Annotated in this window: 21 protein-coding genes; 10 read left to right on the top strand and 11 right to left on the bottom strand. The window is 73.6% G+C overall.

All coding sequences use genetic code 11. The features are described from left to right. The first annotated feature begins 285 nt into the window (after positions 1-285). Both ACI78T_RS13355 and ACI78T_RS13350 read left to right on the top strand, forming a co-directional pair. A complete protein-coding gene (locus ACI78T_RS13355; protein ID WP_456558590.1) occupies positions 286-1332 on the top strand; it encodes a S1C family serine protease in 1047 nt (348 codons plus the stop codon). Positions 1333-1385: 53 nt separating this feature from the next. Then, complete coding sequence (locus ACI78T_RS13350) at positions 1386-1751, top strand: twin-arginine translocase TatA/TatE family subunit (protein WP_456558589.1); 366 nt, start codon at positions 1386-1388, stop codon at positions 1749-1751. Between the two features lie 81 nt (positions 1752-1832). Here ACI78T_RS13350 and ACI78T_RS13345 read toward each other — a convergent pair whose 3' ends face one another. Together ACI78T_RS13345 and ACI78T_RS13340 are read right to left on the bottom strand one after the other, a co-directional pair. After that, positions 1833-2294: an SRPBCC family protein gene (locus ACI78T_RS13345; protein WP_456558588.1), complete on the bottom strand. Its 462-nt coding sequence runs from the start codon at positions 2292-2294 to the stop codon at positions 1833-1835. Positions 2295-2383: 89 nt separating this feature from the next. Further along, positions 2384-3535 (bottom strand): Mrp/NBP35 family ATP-binding protein, encoded by a 1152-nt coding sequence (locus ACI78T_RS13340; protein WP_456558587.1) that lies wholly within the window; start codon positions 3533-3535, stop codon positions 2384-2386. A 251-nt stretch (positions 3536-3786) separates the two neighbouring features. On the opposite strand from ACI78T_RS13340, the gene ACI78T_RS13335 reads away from it, so the two are divergent. The 3 genes from ACI78T_RS13335 to ACI78T_RS13325 are packed head-to-tail and all read left to right on the top strand — an operon-like array spanning position 3787 to position 5142. After that, the gene (locus ACI78T_RS13335; RefSeq protein WP_456558586.1) at positions 3787-4095 is read left to right on the top strand and encodes a hypothetical protein; all 309 of its coding nucleotides are present in this window, start codon (positions 3787-3789) and stop codon (positions 4093-4095) included. Between the two features lie 37 nt (positions 4096-4132). After that, entirely contained in the window at positions 4133-4828 is a 696-nt protein-coding gene (locus ACI78T_RS13330) for an AzlC family ABC transporter permease (RefSeq protein WP_456558585.1), read from the top strand. Next, complete coding sequence (locus ACI78T_RS13325; protein ID WP_456558584.1) at positions 4825-5142, top strand: AzlD domain-containing protein; 318 nt, start codon at positions 4825-4827, stop codon at positions 5140-5142. The genes ACI78T_RS13330 and ACI78T_RS13325 overlap by 4 nt, the downstream gene beginning before the upstream one ends. Here the strand turns inward: ACI78T_RS13325 and ACI78T_RS13320 are convergent. Continuing rightward, entirely contained in the window at positions 5139-5621 is a 483-nt protein-coding gene (locus tag ACI78T_RS13320) for a methylated-DNA--[protein]-cysteine S-methyltransferase (RefSeq protein WP_456558583.1), read from the bottom strand. The two genes, ACI78T_RS13325 and ACI78T_RS13320, sit on opposite strands and share 4 nt — an antisense overlap. A gap of 83 nt (positions 5622-5704) precedes the next feature. Between ACI78T_RS13320 and ACI78T_RS13315 the strand changes: the two genes are divergently transcribed. Continuing rightward, the gene (locus tag ACI78T_RS13315; RefSeq protein ID WP_456558582.1) at positions 5705-6346 is read left to right on the top strand and encodes a hypothetical protein; all 642 of its coding nucleotides are present in this window, start codon (positions 5705-5707) and stop codon (positions 6344-6346) included. Here ACI78T_RS13315 and ACI78T_RS13310 read toward each other — a convergent pair. Next, entirely contained in the window at positions 6343-6882 is a 540-nt protein-coding gene (locus ACI78T_RS13310) for a DUF1003 domain-containing protein (protein ID WP_456558581.1), read from the bottom strand. The two genes, ACI78T_RS13315 and ACI78T_RS13310, sit on opposite strands and share 4 nt — an antisense overlap. Next, positions 6875-8113, bottom strand: coding sequence for a magnesium transporter MgtE N-terminal domain-containing protein (locus ACI78T_RS13305; RefSeq protein WP_456558580.1), 1239 nt, complete (start codon positions 8111-8113; stop codon positions 6875-6877). Before ACI78T_RS13305 ends, ACI78T_RS13310 begins: the two co-directional genes overlap by 8 nt. A gap of 25 nt (positions 8114-8138) precedes the next feature. Here ACI78T_RS13305 and ACI78T_RS13300 point away from each other — a divergent pair, with 25 nt between their 5' ends. The 3 genes from ACI78T_RS13300 (at position 8139) to ACI78T_RS13290 (ending at position 10970) form a co-directional block, all read left to right on the top strand. Then, entirely contained in the window at positions 8139-9008 is an 870-nt protein-coding gene (locus tag ACI78T_RS13300; RefSeq protein WP_456558579.1) for a PhzF family phenazine biosynthesis protein, read from the top strand. After that, positions 9005-9931: a DMT family transporter gene (locus ACI78T_RS13295; RefSeq protein ID WP_456558578.1), complete on the top strand. Its 927-nt coding sequence runs from the start codon at positions 9005-9007 to the stop codon at positions 9929-9931. The genes ACI78T_RS13300 and ACI78T_RS13295 overlap by 4 nt, the downstream gene beginning before the upstream one ends. 85 nt (positions 9932-10016) lie before the next feature. Then, on the top strand, positions 10017-10970 hold the full coding sequence (locus ACI78T_RS13290; protein WP_456558577.1) for an HpcH/HpaI aldolase/citrate lyase family protein: 954 nt from the start codon (positions 10017-10019) through the stop codon (positions 10968-10970). 39 nt (positions 10971-11009) lie between these two features. Here ACI78T_RS13290 and ACI78T_RS13285 read toward each other — a convergent pair whose 3' ends face one another. Together ACI78T_RS13285 and ACI78T_RS13280 are read right to left on the bottom strand one after the other, a co-directional pair. Further along, a complete protein-coding gene (locus ACI78T_RS13285) occupies positions 11010-11654 on the bottom strand; it encodes a dihydrofolate reductase family protein (protein ID WP_456558576.1) in 645 nt (214 codons plus the stop codon). 73 nt (positions 11655-11727) lie between these two features. After that, complete coding sequence (locus ACI78T_RS13280) at positions 11728-12159, bottom strand: DUF4190 domain-containing protein (RefSeq protein ID WP_456558575.1); 432 nt, start codon at positions 12157-12159, stop codon at positions 11728-11730. A gap of 139 nt (positions 12160-12298) precedes the next feature. On the opposite strand from ACI78T_RS13280, the gene ACI78T_RS13275 reads away from it, so the two are divergent. Further along, the gene (locus ACI78T_RS13275; protein WP_456558574.1) at positions 12299-13498 is read left to right on the top strand and encodes an acyl-CoA dehydrogenase family protein; all 1200 of its coding nucleotides are present in this window, start codon (positions 12299-12301) and stop codon (positions 13496-13498) included. 16 nt (positions 13499-13514) lie between these two features. On the opposite strand, the gene ACI78T_RS13270 is transcribed toward ACI78T_RS13275, so the two are convergent. The 4 genes from ACI78T_RS13270 to ACI78T_RS13255 all read right to left on the bottom strand — a co-directional run bounded on the left by ACI78T_RS13270 (position 13515) and on the right by ACI78T_RS13255 (position 16865). Beyond that, complete coding sequence (locus tag ACI78T_RS13270; protein WP_456558573.1) at positions 13515-14210, bottom strand: DUF4230 domain-containing protein; 696 nt, start codon at positions 14208-14210, stop codon at positions 13515-13517. A 122-nt stretch (positions 14211-14332) separates the two neighbouring features. Next, complete coding sequence (locus tag ACI78T_RS13265) at positions 14333-15124, bottom strand: ABC transporter permease (RefSeq protein ID WP_456558572.1); 792 nt, start codon at positions 15122-15124, stop codon at positions 14333-14335. Next, entirely contained in the window at positions 15121-16062 is a 942-nt protein-coding gene (locus tag ACI78T_RS13260; protein ID WP_456558571.1) for an ATP-binding cassette domain-containing protein, read from the bottom strand. The genes ACI78T_RS13265 and ACI78T_RS13260 overlap by 4 nt, the downstream gene beginning before the upstream one ends. Positions 16063-16073: 11 nt before the next feature. Next, positions 16074-16865 (bottom strand): DUF4097 family beta strand repeat-containing protein, encoded by a 792-nt coding sequence (locus ACI78T_RS13255; RefSeq protein WP_456558570.1) that lies wholly within the window; start codon positions 16863-16865, stop codon positions 16074-16076. Positions 16866-16886: the final 21 nt, after the last annotated feature.

Below are 16886 nucleotides of genomic sequence, written 5' to 3'. Positions count from 1 at the left end.
GTCCCGCCCCCGCCGGCCGAGGCGCTGCTGCGGGCGTTCGGCCCGAAGGGCAGCGGGCAGCGCGGGCTGCAGGAGCCGCCCGGCGGTCGCCCCGGACGACGTCGCACGGCGACCGGACCGTGGTGGAAGCCCGACGCGCGCACCGACCCGTGGCGCGATCCGTACGCCCCCGCCTCCCTGAGCGCGCCGGCCGTCTACGACGAGGAGGCCCAGGAGGGGCCGGTCGTCGTCGACCCGCAGGGGCGCAAGAAGCTGCGGCTGCGCGACCTGTCGGTCCGGCTCTCGGTGCTAGCCCTGCTGGCCGTGCTCTTCGTCGGCGCCGTCGGCGGTGGGGTCGGCTGGTTCCTCGCCAAGTCCGAGGACGAGACGCCGCTGCTCGCGCCCGGCACGCAGCTCTCCGAGGTGGACCCCGGCATCACCCGCGAGCCCGGCTCGGTGTCCGCCATCGCCGAGAAGGTCCTGCCGTCCGTCGTCTCGATCGAGGTCCGCGTCGGGCAGGCCGGCGCGACCGGCTCCGGCGTGGTGGTGGACGCGGAGAACGGCTACATCGTCACCAACAACCACGTCGTCTCCGGCGCCGAGGGCGTCGAGGGCGCCGAGATCCGGGCGGTCTTCTCCGATGGCAGCGGCTCGGCGGCGCGCATCGCCGGGCGCGACCCCGCCAGCGACATCGCCGTCCTCAAGGTCGAGAAGCCCGGCCTGGTCGAGGCCGACCTCGGCAGCTCGGACGACGTCGTCGTCGGCGACCCCGTGGTCGCGATCGGCTCGCCGCTCGGGCTGGCCGGCACCGTCACCAGCGGCATCGTCAGCGCGCTGGACCGCCCCGTGCGGCTGGCCGGCGAGGGCAGCGACACCAACGCGGTGATCAGCGCGGTCCAGACCGACGCCCCCATCAACCCGGGCAACTCCGGCGGCGCGCTGGTCGATGCCAGCGGCACGCTCGTCGGCATCAACACCGCCATCGCCTCCACCGGTGCGGGCGGCTCCATCGGCCTCGGGTTCGCGATCCCGGTCGACACGGTCCGCGACATCGCCGAGCAGCTGATCTCCACCGGGTCGGCCGTGCACTCCTCCCTCGGCGTGAACACGCGGTCGGTCACCGACGGCACCCGGGACGGCGCACTGGTGCTCAACGTCGAGCCCGACAGCGCGGCGGCGAAGGCGGGCATCCGCGAGGAGGACGTCGTCATCGCCGTCGAGGGCGAGCAGGTGGGCAGCTCGGAGGAGCTGGTCGTGGCCGTCGACGCTCACGCGCCCGGGGACACCATCACCGTCGAGGTCGTCCGCGGCGGCGGCTCCACGACGGTCGAGGCCACGCTCGACGAGGCCTGAGGCCGCTTACGCTGGGAGGGCCGCGACGGGCGGCCCGGGAGACAGGAGCGGCGGTGTTCGACTCGATCGGCTGGGGCGAGATCGTCGTCCTCGCGCTGGCCGCGCTGTTCATCTTCGGGCCCGAGCGGCTGCCGCACCTGGCCAAGGACGCCGCGTCGGGCCTCAAGCGGGTGCGCGAGGCGGTCACCGGCATCCGCCAGCAGGTCAACGAGTCCCTCGGCGACGACCTGCCGGAGCTGCGCGACCTCGACCTGCGCAAGTACCACCCGAAGACGTTCCTGCGGGACCAGCTGCTCGGTGACGACGACCGGCCCACCGTCCACCGGGGGAGCGCCACCGCTGCCGGGGCGACTGCCGCCACGGTGGCCCGGCCCCGCGACCACGCCACCCCGCCGCCCTTCGACGCCGACGCGACGTAGCTCCCTCCTGGAGCGTTCCTCGCGCTCCCGGTGCTCTGCAGCGCTCCCGGTGCGCGAGAAGCGCTCCAGAAGCGAGGCCTGTCAGCCCATGGCGTCGGCCTCGGCGGCCTTCTTCAGGCGCTCCAGGGTGCCGGTGATGCCCTCGCGATTGCGCTCGGGGAACTTCGCCGCCCGCACGACCGCCGTCGTCAGCCGGTCCGCGCGGCCCATGTCGAAGGTCTCGGTCACCCGGGTGCCGCCGTCGGCGGTGGGGACGAGCTCGTAGCGCCAGCGGTTGGCGGTGAAGTGCCGCCAGGCGATCCGCCGGTCGGCCTCGAACTCGACCACCCGGTTGCGGATCAGGTACGGGACGCCGAACAGCTTCATCCGGACGCTGAACGTCTGGCCCTTCGCGGTGAGCCGGTCGGGTGCCTTGATCACGTTGCCCACCGAGCCGGACCCGTCGATCCGGGAGTGCTGACGTGGGTCGGCGAGGATCGCGAACACCGTCGCAGGAGGTGCGTCGATGTCGATGCTGTCGCTGACCTGCACGTCGTCGCTCATGGCCCGAACGTACTTCTGGGGTGTTCCTCCCGCTCAGGGAGTGCTGCAGGACCCCGGTAGCGGGAGGAACACCCCAGAGGCGGGTGAGGTCAGCGGCGGACGGGGGTGAGCCCCAGCGACATGCCCGACAGCCCGCGCTGGCGGACGGCCAGGGTGTCGGCGATCTTCTCCAGCGCCTGCGCGGCGGCCGACTCGGGCTCGGCGAGCACGATCGGCGCACCGGCGTCGCCGGCCTCGCGCAGGCGGGTGTCCAGCGGGATCTGCCCCAGCAGCGGGACACGGGCGCCCAGCGTGCGGGTCAGCGCGTCGGACACGGCCTCGCCGCCGCCGGCGCCGAAGACCTCCATGCGCGAGCCGTCGGGCAGCTCGAGCCACGACATGTTCTCGACGACGCCGACCACCTGCTGGTGGGTCTGCGTGGCGATCGCGCCGGCCCGCTCGGCCACCTCGGCGGCGGCGAGCTGCGGCGTCGTCACCACGAGGATCTCGGCGTTCGGCACCAGCTGGGCCACCGAGATCGCGACGTCACCGGTGCCCGGGGGGAGGTCCATGAGCAGGACGTCGAGGTCGCCCCACCAGACGTCGGCGAGGAACTGCTGCAGCGCGCGGTGCAGCATCGGTCCGCGCCACACGACGGGGGTGTTGCCCGGCGTGAACATGCCGATCGAGATGACCTTCACGCCGTAGGCCTGCGGCGGCATGATCATGTTGTCGACCTGCGTCGGCTTGTCCTCGACGCCGAGCATGCGCGGCACCGAGTGGCCGTAGATGTCGGCGTCGACGACGCCCACCGACAGGCCGCGCTTGGCCAGCGCCGCGGCGAGGTTCACCGTGACGCTGGACTTGCCGACGCCACCCTTGCCGGACGCCACCGCGTAGACGCGGGTGAGGGAGCCGGGCTGCGCGAACGGGATGACCGGGTCGGCGGCGTCGGTGCCGCGGACGGTCTTCCGCAGCTCGGCGCGCTGCTCGTCGCTCATCACGTCGAGGGCCACCGACACCGACGTCACGCCGGGGACGGCGCCCACGGCCTGGGTGACGCGGTTGGTGATGGTCTCGCGCATGGGGCAGCCGGCGACGGTCAGGTAGACCTCGACGCGGACGGAGCCGTCGGCGCCGATCTGCACGTCCTTGACCATGCCCAGCTCGGTGAGTGGGCGGTTGATCTCCGGGTCCTGGACGGTGGCCAGAGCGGCGGTGACGGCGTCGAGCGCCGGCGAGCCGGTCAGCGTGTCGGACATCGTTGCGGTGGTCTCCTTCGACGGGGGAACCCGCCCGGCGGTCGGCGAGAGCGCGGCGACCTGCGCGATCGGGTCGCCTGCAACTGTACGGCGGGCATCCCCGCGCGCCGCCCCGGGCGGAGTGATCTGCTGCGCACTCCGCGGTCTGAGGTGCTCAGACGGGCGGTGACCGCGCCTAGGTACCCCGCGGCGCCCAGCACTGCGCGGTCGACCGATGCCCGTGGGCACCCCTCAGGACGACGGTTCTCCCCATGACGACGACAGCGCTCCCCACCACCCCGTCCACCGACGACCTCCGCGCCCTCATCGACGACGTCCTCTCCACGGCAGCCCTGGACGACGCAGTGGAGCGCTACGCGAGCACCACCCCGGCCGGACGGCGGCTCCTGTCCCTGGCCGCGCAGGCCCGCCGCACCGCAGCCCGTCTCGGCACCGACGGCGGCGCGCCGCTCGTGGCCGGTCCCGGCGTCGTGGTGCTGCGCGAGCTGTCCGCGGCCGCGCACCTGCTCGACGAGGCGGTCGCGACGGCACCGGCGCCGCGGCTGGCCGAGGTGGCGTGACCGGAGTCCGCCCGGCGGCTCGTTAGGGTCGCTGGACATGTCCGCCCCGACCCGCTCCGCCGTCCTGCGGGACGCGGTCGGTCTGGGGCTGGCGGTCGGTCTCTACGGCGCCGCCTTCGGGGCGGCCGCGGACGCCGCAGGGCTGGACGTCTGGCAGGCGGTGACCATGTCCGCCCTGATGTTCACCGGTGCGTCGCAGTTCGCGCTGGTGGGCGTCCTCGGCGCCGGGGGCAGCGCGCTGGCCGCCGTCGGCAGCGCCCTGCTGCTGGGCACCCGCAACACCGTCTACGGCGTCCGGTTGGTCCCGCTGCTGCAGCCCCGCGGCGGCCTCGTGCGGTTGGGGACCGCGCACTGGGTCATCGACGAGACGACGGCCCTGTCCATCGCGGCCCCCGACCGCCGGCTCGCGCGGCTGGCCTTCCTCGCGGGTGGCGCCTCGATCTTCGTGATGTGGAACGTCACCACGGTCATCGGCGCGCTGGGGGCGGCGGCGCTGACCGGACCGGCGCTGGCGGCGCTCGACGCGGTGGTCCCCGCCGCGTTCCTCGCCCTGCTGTGGCCGCGGCTGCGCACGGGCTTCCCGGAGCACCGCGTGCAGCTGCGGGTGGCGATCGGCGGTGCGGTGGTCGCGCTCGCGCTCACCCCGTTCGTCCCGGCCGGCGTCCAGGTGATCGCCGCGGTCGTCGCCGTGGCGCTCGCCGGACCGCCCCGAGCGAAGGCGGCGACGCCGTGAGCGGCACCGCGCTGTGGGCGGCGGTCATCGCCGGGTCGGTGGGCTGCTACCTGCTCAAGCTCGCCGGGCTGTCGGTGCCCGCGGCGTGGGTCGAGCAACCGTGGGTCGCGCGCGTCGTCGACTTCGTGCCGGCGGCCCTGCTCGCCGCGCTCGTCGCGGTGCAGGCCTTCACCGACGGCCAGGAGCTCGTGGTGGACGGGCGTCTCGCCGGCCTCGCCGTGGCGGCTCTCGCGCTGGCGTTCCGCGCACCGTTCATCGTCGTCCTGGTCCTGGCCGGAGCGGCCGGCGCGGTCGTGCACCTGCTCGGGGGCTAGAACAACCGCTCGTCCCGCTGTTCCAGGTCGAGCAGGAAGCGCTTGCACTCCAGCCCGCCGCCGAACCCGACCAGCGCACCGTCGGCCCCGACCACGCGGTGGCACGGCACGACGAGCGGCAGGGGGTTGCGCCCGCACGCCGTCCCGACCGCCTGGGCCAGGGTGCGGTCACCCAGCCGGCGGGCGATGTCGCCGTAGGAACGGGTCTCGCCGTAGGGGATCTCGGCGAGCAGCCGCCACACGGCGAGCTGGAACGCGTTCCCCGACGCGCGCAGCGGCAGGTCGAAGGACGTCCGGGTGCCGGCGAAGTACTCGTCGAGCTGCTCGGCGACGGCGGCGAACCGGGCGTCGTCCCGCACGCCGAGGTCGGCAGAGGACCCGGGTGGGCGGAGGTGGAGCGTGACCAGGCGGCCGTCCTCCTCGACGGTCGTCAACGGGCCGATCGGCGACCCGAGGACGCTGTGCACCCGCGCACCCATGACCGCATCGTGCACCCCGGCACCGACAGTCCGCGGCGCGTCAGCGCCGGACGTCGCCCGGCGACGGGGGACGATCCCCGCCGATGACCGCCACCCTCATTCCGTCGCGTGACCTCAGGACGCCGAGCCTCCTGGCCGCGCTCGGGGCGGTGGCCGGCGTGGCCGCCAAGGCAGCGGACGAGTCGGGCTGGCGGTGGGCCGCCGACCTGGGCACCTACCCGGCGGCGTGGGTGCTGGCGGTCGCGGTCATCGGACGGCTCGCTGCCTCGCCGGTCGCCGCCGCGGTGCGAGCCGCCGCCTTCTTCGCCGCGATGACCGTCGCGTACTACGCGTGGGCGGCCTGGGTGCTGGGCTTCGGGTGGAACCGGCTGCTGCCCGTCTGGCTCGTCCTCTCCGCGACCGCGGTGGCGGTCACGGCTGCCGTCGCCTGGTGGGCGACCCGCCGTCCCGGCCTCCTGCCCGGAGCGGCGGTCGCGTTCGGCGCCGGCATCGTGCTGGCGGGCGGGGAGTTCCTGCCCCTGTGGCGGTGGGTCACCGGCACCGCCGCGGAGGGCGAGCTGCTCGTCCACCCGGTGCAGGGCGCGGTCGACGCGGCGGTGGCGCTGGTGCTGGTCGCCGTCCTCCCGCGCCACCTGCCGACGCGCCTTTGGGGGCTGCTCCTGGTCGCCCCCATGACGGCGCTCGCCCTGCGGCTGTTCGACGCCTTCGGCGGCCTGATCACCTAGGAAGCTGCGCCGCCGCGCGCCTCGGCCTCCTCGCGCTCCCGCTTCTTGCGCTTCTTCTCGCGCTTCTCGACGTCCTCGTCGTCCCCTGCGAGCCGGCCCAGTTCGCTGCGGATGAAGTCGCGGGTGGCGAGTTCGCCCACCGCGACGCGCAGCGAGGCCAGCTCGCGGGCCAGGTACTCGGTGTCCGCGCGGACCGAGGCGGCGCGGGCCCGGTCCTCCTCCGCCTGCACCCGGTCGCGGTCGGCCTGCCGGTTCTGCGCCAGCAGGATCAGCGGCGCGGCGTAGGCGGCCTGGGTGGAGAACGCCAGGTTCAGCAGGATGAAGGGGTAGGGGTCCCAGCGCAGCTTCACCGCGAACACGTTCAGCGCGATCCAGACGACCACGATGATCGTCTGGACGGCGAGGAACCGGCCGGTGCCCAGGAAGCGCGCGATGCTCTCGGCGAACCGGCCGACGGCGTCCGGGTTGAGCCGGAGGAAGCTGCCGAAGCCGCGGGTGCGGCCGCGGGGGACGTCGAGCCGGGGTGCGTCAGCCACGTCGGGCCCGCTCGCGCCAGTCGTCGGGCAGCAGGTGGTCGAGGACGTCGTCCACGCTGACCGCACCGACCAGGTGGCCCTGGGCGTCGACCACCGGCGCGGCGACGAGGTTGTAGGTCGCGAAGTAGCGGGTGACCTCCGCCAGCGGCGCCTCGGGACGCAACGGCTCCAGGTCGTCGAGCACCCCGCTCACCAGGGACGACGGGGGCTCGCGCAGCAGGCGCTGGATGTGCGCCAGGCCGAGGTAGCGACCGGTGGGTGTCGCCGACGGCGGGCGGCAGACGTACACCTGGCTGGCCAGGGACGGGGTCAGCTCCGGCTCCCGGACACGGGCCAGCGCCTCGGCGATCGTCGCGTCGGGCGCCAGGATCACCGGCTCGCTGGTCATGATTCCGCCGGCGGTGTCCTCCGAGTACTTGAGCAGCTGGCGCACCGGTTCGGCCTCGTCGGGCTCCATGAGCTCGAGCAGCCGGTTGCGGTCGACGTTGGAGAGCTCGGCGAGCAGGTCGGCGGCGTCGTCGGGGTCCATGGCCTCGAGGACGTCCGCGGCCCGGCCCTCGTCCAGCGTGCCGAGGATGGTCACCTGGTCGGCCTCGGGCAGCTCGCCGAGGACGTCGGCCAGCCGCTCGTCGTCCAGCGCCTCGGCGACCTCGTGCCGCCGCTTCACCGGCAGGTCCTGGAGCGCGTGCGCGACGTCGGCGGCGTTGAGGTCGCGGTAGGTCGCGATCAGCGTCTCCGCGCCCTGCCCGGCCTGGGGGAGGGCGAGCCCCTCGACCTCGTCCCAGGCCAGCTGGTGGAGCTGGCCCCGGCGGCCGAGCCGGCCGGGCTCCTGGACGGCGAGGCGGGACAGCACCCAGTCGCCGGTGCGGGTCTGCTCGATGCCGGCGTCGACGACGTGCGCGGGCCGGCCCGACTCGGCGATCCGCACCGCCCGGTCGAGCAGCTCGCCGAGCACCAGCGTCTCGCCGGCCCGCTGCTCGAAGCGCTTGAGGTTCAGCGTGCCGCTGGCGAGCATCACCGCGCCGGGGTCGATCGCGGTCACGCGACCCATCGGCACGAAGATCCGGCGGCGGGCGACCACCTCGACGACGATGCCGAGCACCCGCGGCGTCGCCGTCCCGACGCGCAGGGCGACGACGACGTCGCGCACCTTGCCCACGCGGTCGCCGTTCGGGTCGAAGACCGTCAGCCCGGCGAGCCGGGAGACATACGCCCTGCTCGCGGTCGTCACGGGAGTGGAGGTTACCGTCGGGCCCGTGCCGTCCCGGGATGCGCTGGACTACGAGATCGTCGACGTGTTCGCACCGGGAGCGTTCGCCGGCAATCCGCTGGCCGTGGTGTTCGACGCCGACGAGCTCAGCACCGAGCAGTGCCAGGCGCTGGCCTTCGAGTTCCACCTCTCGGAGACGTCGTTCCTCTGCGCGCCCACGGAACCGGGGGCCCACTACCGCGTCCGCATCTTCACCCCGTTCGCCGAGCTGCCCTTCGCCGGTCACCCGAGCGTGGGTGCCGCCCACACGCTCGTGCGCACCGGCCGGCTCGGCGCCGGCACGCTCCGCCAGGAGTGCGGTGCCGGCGTCCTGGACGTCGAGGTCGACGGCGACGGCGCCCGGCTCACCGGGGGCCGACCGACCCTGGAGGACGGCCCCGCGGCCGCCGAGCTCGCCGCGGCCGTCGGCCTGAGCGAGGTCGACGCCACGGGCGTGCCCGCCGACGTCGCCGGGTGCGGCCTGCCTTTCGCCTACCTCTCGGTCCGCCCGGACGCCGTCGACCGGGCCGTCCCGGACCAGGCCGCGCTCGACGCGCTCGGCGTGGGGGAGGGCGTCTCGGTCCTCTCCTGGGACGCCGCCACCTCCACCGCCTACGCCCGCGTGTTCGCCGGCGATCTCCGCTGGGGCGAGGACCCGGCGACCGGGTCGGCCGCGCTGGGCACCGGCGTCTGGCTGGTCGAGGCGGGCCTGCTGGCGGGGGAGGGCACGTCCTCCTTCGTCGTCCGGCAGGGGGAGAAGCTCGGCCGGCCGTCGGTGCTCGAGTGCACCGTCACCGCCTCGGGCGGCAAGGCCGTCGCCGCGACCGTGCGCGGCGCCGTCGTCCCCATCGCGTCCGGCCGGATCCGGGTGCCGTGACCAGCACCGCCTCCGCCGAGGCGTGGGCGCTGCACCGACCAGGTCCCCGGGACGTCGGCCTGCTCTCCCTGGCCGTCGTCGGTGTGTCCCTCTCGGCGCCGCTCACCGCCATGGTGGCCGCGCCGATGCTGGCGCTCGCGTTCTGGCGCAACGCCGCGGGCGCGGCCGCGCTCGTGCCGGTGCTGCTGACCCGCGAGCGCGCCACGCTGACCGGGCTGCGGCCGCGCGACCTGGCCAGCTCCGTCGTCGCCGGGCTGTTCCTCGCGGCGCACTTCGCGACGTGGCTGCCCAGCCTGTCCATGACGACGGTCGCCGCGTCCGTCGCGCTGGTCACCACCACCCCCATCTGGACGGCGCTGGTCGCGCGCATCTCCGGCGTGCGGCTGCCCGCCGCGGTGTGGTGGGGGCTGCTGCTGGCCTTCGCCGGCGTCGTGCTGATCGTCGGCGTGGACGTGACGGTCAGCCTGGAGGCGCTGGCCGGTGACGGGCTGGCACTGCTGGGCGCCATCTGCGCCGGTGGATACGTGCTGGCCGGCGCCCGGGCCCGGCAGCGGCTGGCGACCTCGGCCTACGCGGTCGTCTGCTACTCCGTCTGCGCGGTCGTGATCGCCGTTTCGGCGCTGCTCGTGGACACCCCGCTCGCCGGCTTCGAGGCGCGGGACTGGTGGCTGATCGCGGGCATCACGGTGTCGGCCCAGCTGTTCGGCCACACGCTGCTCAACCTCGTGCTCTCCTCGGTGGGGCCGACGGTGGTCAGCCTCGCCGTCCTGCTGGAGGTCCCGGGCGCGCTGATCTTCGCGCTGGTCCTGCTGGGGCAGGTGCCGCCGCTGCTGGCGCTGCCGGGCGTCGCCCTGGTGGTCGCGGGGGTCGCGCTGGTGGTGCGGGCCAGCCGCCCGCAGACCTTGGTCGAGCCGGGCACCTGAGTGCTTGATCACTCGGCGGGGCGGTTCCCGGGCGCCGTCGCTACTCTCCGGTAGCTGACAGCATCCCCACCGAAGCGGAGGCACCGTGGCCGAGCTCCGATCCCGTCGTTCCAACCTCGCCGTCCCCGGGAGCAACCCGCGCTTCCTGGAGAAGGCGAAGGGTCTCCCGGCCGACCAGGTCTTCCTCGACCTCGAGGACGCGTGCGCGCCGCTGGCCAAGCCCGGTGCCCGCAAGAACATCGTCGCGGCCCTGAACGAGGGCGGCTGGGGCGACAAGATCCGCACGGTCCGGGTGAACGACTGGACGACGGAGTGGACCTACCACGACGTCATCGAGGTCGTGGAGGGCGCGGGCGCGAACCTCGACTGCATCATGCTGCCGAAGGTGGCCGACGCCGCCCAGGTCAAGGCGCTGGACTTCCTGCTCACCCAGATCGAGAAGTCGAACGGGCTCGAGGTCGGCCGGATCGGCATCGAGGCGCAGATCGAGACCGCGCAGGGCCTCATCAACGTCAACGACATCGCGTTCGCCAGCGACCGCATCGAGACGATCATCTTCGGCCCGGCCGACTTCATGGCCAGCATCAACATGAAGTCGCTGGTGGTCGGGGCCCTGCACCCCGACTACCCGGGCGATCCGTTCCACTACATCCTCATGCAGATCCTCATGGCCGCCCGCGCCCGCGGCGTGCAGGCCATCGACGGCCCGTTCCTGCAGGTGCGGGACGTGCCGGCGTTCGAGGAGGTCGCCAAGCGGTCGGCGGTCCTCGGCTTCGACGGCAAGTGGGTGCTGCACCCGGGCCAGATCGACGCCGCCAACGAGATCTACGCGCCGTCGCAGGAGGACTACGACCACGCCGAGCTCATCCTCGACGCCTACGACTGGTACACGTCGGAGGCCGGTGGCAAGAAGGGCTCGGCGATGCTCGGCGACGAGATGATCGACGAGGCCAGCCGCAAGATGGCGCTGGTCATCGCCGGCAAGGGCCGCGCCGCGGGGATGTCCCGGACGTCGTCCTTCACCCCGCCCGAGGACTGAGCGGACGGCGGCCGCCCGGGGTGCCGGGCGGCCGCCGCCTCACTTCCGCCAGAACAGGTGGTGCGTGACGCCGCTCGGGCTGGGCACGACGTCGCAGTGGTAGCGGTCGAGCAGCTCCTCGGGTGACTTCCACAGCCGTACGCCTCGACCGAGCTCCACCGGTGCGACCGCCACGTGCAGGGTGTCGACGAGATCGGCGTCGAGGAACGCGCGGATGGTCGTGGCCCCGCCTCCCAGCCGGACGTCCTTCCCCCGAGCCGCCTCCCGGGCCTGCCCGAGGACCGTCGCCGGGTCGGCGTCGACGAAGTGGAACGTGGTGTCCGAGAGCGTGAACGACGGGCGCAGGTGGTGGGTCAGCACGAACACCGGCGTGTGGAACGGCGGCTCGTCGCCCCACCAGCCCTGCCACTCGAGGTCCTGCCACGGGCCGCGGTGCGGGCCGAACTTGTGCGCCCCCATGATCTCCGCGCCGATGTTGTGGGAGAAGTCGCGGGTGAAGTAGTCGTCGAGACCCCGGCTCCCGCCCGGCTCGGTGCGGTTCGGCCAGCTCGCCGTCGCGCCGGCCCACGACATCAGGTCCGCGGGATCCGCGTGCCCGAACGGTCGCTCGAGGCTCTGCCCCTCGCCGGCCCCGAAGCCGTCGCTGGATACGGCGAAGTTCTGCACCCTGAGCAGCTGGTCCACGGTTCTCCTCCTGTCGTCCCCCGTCGGACCGGCCGGGGTCGCGGAAGTCATCGGCCCACGACCGGGCGCCGGCTCAGGAGAAGCCCGTGCTGGTCAGCGTCGCGAAGGCGATGATCCAGAGCACGACGAAGAACACGATGATCGCCGTCACGATGCCGCCGACGATGATCCCGGCGAGCGCGAGGCCGTCTCCGTCCTCGCCGGTCTGACGGATCTGCTTGCGCGCGACGATGCCCAGGATCAGCCCGGCCGGCGCGAAGACGAACGCCAGCACGAGGGCGAGGACGGCCATGGTGTTGGTCGGCCGGCCGTAGACCGGGGGATACCCCGGCGGCCCGTAGCCCGGGGGCGGGTAGCCCGGCGGCGGAAAACCCGGCGGCGGGTAGCCCGGCTGGCCGTAGGGCTGGCCGTAGCCCGGTGGCAGCTGGCCGTACGCCGGAGGCGGGCCGGCCGGAGGGGGCGGCGGCGGGTCCCCTCGGTAGAGGTTCTCGTCGTCGGTGCTCATGGGTCCTCCTGGCGCGCGGGCCGGTCGGGGTACTCCACCACGCGGACGGGCGATGCGTGATCAGGCACACGGCGGGAGGCGGCCGGACGTGGCCCATACTCACCGGTAACTCGGACACCGCAGTCCCGAAGGAGCGCACGTGACCCGCTTGGCGCAGACCGCCGACCTGACCGACATCCAGCGCGAGATCCTGTCGACGGTCAGGAGCTTCGTCGACAAGGAGATCATCCCGAACGCGCAGGAGCTCGAGCACGGCGACGTCTACCCGCAGGAGATCGTCGACGGGCTCAAGGAGCTGGGGATCTTCGGGCTGATGATCCCGGAGGAGTACGGCGGGCTGGGTGAGTCGCTGCTGACCTACGCGCTGGTGGTCGAGGAGATCGCCCGTGGCTGGATGAGCGTCTCGGGTGTCATCAACACCCACTTCATCGTGGCCTACATGCTCCGCCAGCACGGCACGCAGGAGCAGAAGGAGTACTACCTCCCGCGCATGGCCACCGGCGAGGTGCGCGGCGCCTTCTCGATGTCCGAGCCGGGGCTGGGCTCCGACGTCGCCGGGATCCGCACCAAGGCCGTGAAGCAGGCCGACGGCGACTACGTCATCGACGGCCAGAAGATGTGGCTGACCAACGGCGGCAGCTCGACCCTGGTCGCGGCGCTGGTCCGCACCGACGAGGGCGCGGAGAAGGCCCATCAGAACCTCACGACCTTCCTGGTCGAGAAGCCCGCCGGCTTCGGCGAGGTCGTCCCCGGCCTCACCATCCCCGGCAAGATCGACAAGATGGGCTACAAGGGCGTCGACACCACCGAGCTGGTGTTCGACGGCTACCGGGCCAAGGCCTCCGACATCCTCGGCGGCGCCCCCGGCAAGGGCTTCTCCCAGATGATGGACGGCGTCGAGGTCGGCCGGGTGAACGTGGCCGCCCGCGCCTGCGGCATCTCGATCCGCGCGTTCGAGCTGGCCGTGGCCTACGCCCAGCAGCGCGAGACCTTCGGCAAGCCGATCGCCCAGCACCAGGCGATCGCCTTCCAGCTGGCCGAGATGGCGACCAAGGTCGAGGCCGCCCACCTGATGATGGTCAACGCCGCCCGTCTCAAGGACCGCGGCGAGCGCAACGACGTCGAGGCAGGCATGGCGAAGCTGATCGCCAGCGAGTACTGCGCCGAGGTGACCACGCAGTCGTTCCGCATCCACGGCGGCTACGGCTACTCGAAGGAGTACGAGATCGAGCGCCTCATGCGCGAGGCGCCGTTCCTGCTCATCGGCGAGGGCACCAGCGAGATCCAGAAGACGATCATCAGCCGCGGCCTGCTCAAGGAGTACAAGCTCAAGGGCTGACGCCACCCCCGCGCAGTTACTCGGCGGGCTCGGCGAAGCGGACCTCGACGTCCTCGACGCCGAGGGAGCGGGCCAGGCCGGTCAGCATGTCGCGCGTGCTGGTCTCGGCCCGGTCGCGGAGGTCGCTGGCCGCGGCCGCCGCGGCGAGCCGGTCCTCGGCCGCCGCGTACAGCGCGCTGTCGTCGACCGGGTCGTCCCCGAGAGCGTCGCCGATCCGCTCGACGAGCCCGCGGTCGCGGTCCAGGACGCGGGTCTCCTCGGGGTCGATCCGCACCTCGTCGAGGCGCGGTGCCGGCAGCTCGATGGTCGCCGTCGTGCCGTCGGGGGAGAGGGTCACGGCGCCGGCGTCGAGGGCTGAGAAGTCCACGAAGGCGTCGGCAGTGCCGGTGGCGAGCAGCTGGACGCGCTCCCCGCTGATGGCCGCGGGCACGTAGCGGGTGTCGGTCTCCCGGTCGACGACGACCTGGAAGGTGCCCGTGGCGGCGTGGTACTCGTGCAGGTCCTGGAGGGCGAGGACCAGGGGCGTCGTGCTGCGGTCGACGACGTCCTGACCGAACGGGTTCTCGGGGAGCCAGTCGGCGACCTTCATCCCGACCGGGACCAGGACGGCCAGGCCGGCGCCCGCTGCCACGAGGCGGAGGGGGACCCGGCGCCGGCGATGCGGCGCCGGCTGCTCGACGGGGACCGGGCGGGACATCAGCGACGTGGGCATGCGCGGCCTCTCGGGACAAGGGGAGGGGGCGGTGCTCACCGCGTTCAGCGACGAGCCCGCCCCCTCCATTCCCGACACACCGGCCTGCCAGAGGGACTTTCTGTACAGGAAGTCCCTGTCGGTCAGCGGGCCGGTCGCCGCTCGTAGTTGCGGCGGGCCCAGAGGTAGCCGACCAGCGCGATGCCGGCGCACCACGCCGTGGCCACCAGGCCGCTGGAGCCGATCGCGGTGCCGGTGAGCAGGCCGCGGACCGTCTCGATCATCGGCGTGAACGGCTGGTTCTCCGCGAACCAGCGCAGCCCGGCCGGCATGGACTCCACCGGCACGAACCCGCTGCCGAAGAAGGGGAGCAGCATCAGCGGCATCGGCACGTTGGAGGCCGCCTCGACCGTCTTGGTCGACAACCCCATCGCCACCGACAGCCAGGACAGGGCGAAGCTGATCATCACGAGCACCCCGACCGCGGCGAGCCACTCGACCGGGGTGGCGTCCGGCCGGAATCCGACGAGCAGGGCGACGGCGACGACCAGCGCCAGCCCGACCATCGTCTGGATCACCGCACCGACGACGTGACCGGTGAGCACCGCCGCCCGCGCGATCGACATGGTGCGGAACCGGGCGATGATGCCCTCGGTCATGTCCATCGCGATGCCGATCGCGGTGCCCTGCGCGCCGCCGGTGATGGCGAGCACCAGGATCCCCGGGACGACGTAGGCGACGTACTCCTCGCGGCCGCCGGAGGGGGCGCCGAGCCCCGCCCCCAGCGTGCCGCCGAAGACGAACACGAACAGCAGCAGGAACACGATGGGCATCGCGGCGACGATCACCGTCAGGCCCGGGTAGCGCAGCGCACGCACGAGGTTGCGCCGCAGCATCGTCGCGGAGTCGTTCACGGTCAGGGCGAGAGCGGTCACGAGAGCACCTCTTCAGCAGCGGGCCGGCCGGTGAGGGCCAGGAAGACGTCGTCCAGGTCGGGGGTGTGCACGGTCAGGCCGTCGACGTCGACACCGGCGTCGTCCAGGCGGGAGAGCAGGTCCTTCAGGGCGGCGACGCTGCCGTCGCCGGGCACCTCGAGGGCGAGCGACACCTCGTCGTCCACGGGGACGCCGAGGACGCGGGCTGCCGCCGCGAGCGGGGCGGGCCCCGCGAACTGCAGCCGGACGTGCCCGCCGGGCACCAGGCGCTTGAGCTCGTCGGCGGTGCCCTCGGCGACCAGCCGGCCGGAGTCGAGCACGCCGATCCGGTCGGCGAGCTGGTCGGCCTCCTCCAGGTACTGCGTGGTCAGCAGGATCGTGACGCCGTCGGCCACCAGGCCGCGGACGACGTCCCACATGGCCCGCCGGCTGCGCGGGTCCAGTCCGGTGGTCGGCTCGTCGAGGAAGACCACCCGGGGGTCGGCCATGAGCCCCATGGCGAGGTCCAGTCGCCGGCGCATGCCGCCGGAGTAGGTGGCCGGCACCGTGTCGGCGGCCTCGACGAGGTCGAACCGCTCGAGCAGCTCGGCGGCCCGTCGGCGGCCCTCGCGCCTGCCCAGGTGGTTGAGGTCGGCCATGAGCCGGAGGTTCTCGGCACCGGTGAGCAGGTTGTCGACGGCGGAGAACTGACCGGTGAGCGCGATGGCGGCGCGGACGGCGTCCGGCTCGCGGTGCAGGTCGTGCCCGGCGATGCGCACCTCGCCGCCGTCGGCGGGGGTGAGCGTGGACAGGATGTCGACGGTGGTCGTCTTGCCGGCCCCGTTGGGGCCGAGCAGGGCGAAGATCGTCCCCTCGGGGACGGTCAGGTCGAGGCCGTCGAGGACGACCTTCGGCCCGAAGGACTTGCGCAGGCCGGTGACGGCGATGGCGTCGGTCATGTCAGTTCCTCTCAGGCCCGGCGGACGGTGATGTCGCCGTAGGACGTGCGGGCGTGGATCTCGACCGTCTCGGCGGCGCCCTCGGGCCCCGTCGTCTCGGTCAGCAGGTTGCGCAGCCGGCCCCCGCCGGAGTTGATGTCGAGCCAGGCCGCTGTCCCCTCGCGGACGCCGGCCTCGATGTCCCCGTAGGCGGTCTCCAGGACCAGCGAGCCCCGGACGGCCTCGCCGACGCGCACCTCGCCGTACTTGGTGCTGCCGTGCGCCGAGCCGAGCGCCCGGTCGAGCCGGATGTCGCCGTAACCGGTCTCCAGCCGCGTCGGGCCGCCCGCCTCGCCGACGCGGACGTCGCCGTAGGCGGTGTGCACCTCGGCCTCGCCGTCGACGGCGGACGCTGTGACATCGCCGCTGGAGGTGCGGGCCTGCAGGCTGCCGGCCTGGTCGAGGCGGAGGTCGCCGTACTTGCTCTCCAGGTGGACGGCGCCCAGCCGGCCGGCGCAGGTGATCTCCCCGGCGGTGACGCGGACGTCGAGCGCGGAGCCCGCGGGCAGCGCGAGGTCGACCTCCACCTCCGGGCCGGAGCCGAAGAACAGCAGCCGGGGACGGCCGGTGGACCGCACCACGAGCTCGCCTGCGGTGAAGGTGACCAGCGCCTGCTCGGCGGCGGTGACGTCGGCAGCGCTGCGCGGGTTGCGGGGCGAGACGGTGACGACGGTGTCGTCGCGGTCGGAGGCGCGGACCCGGACGGATCCGGCGGCGATCTCGATGCGGGCCGCGATCGGCCCGGGGGTGTCGAACGTAGGCATGGCTGCGCCCTCCTCGGGGCA

The organism is Blastococcus sp. SYSU D00922 (assembly GCF_054050495.1).
Note: the sequence above shows the minus strand (reverse complement) of the source record. Positions and strands in the feature narration are given on the sequence as shown.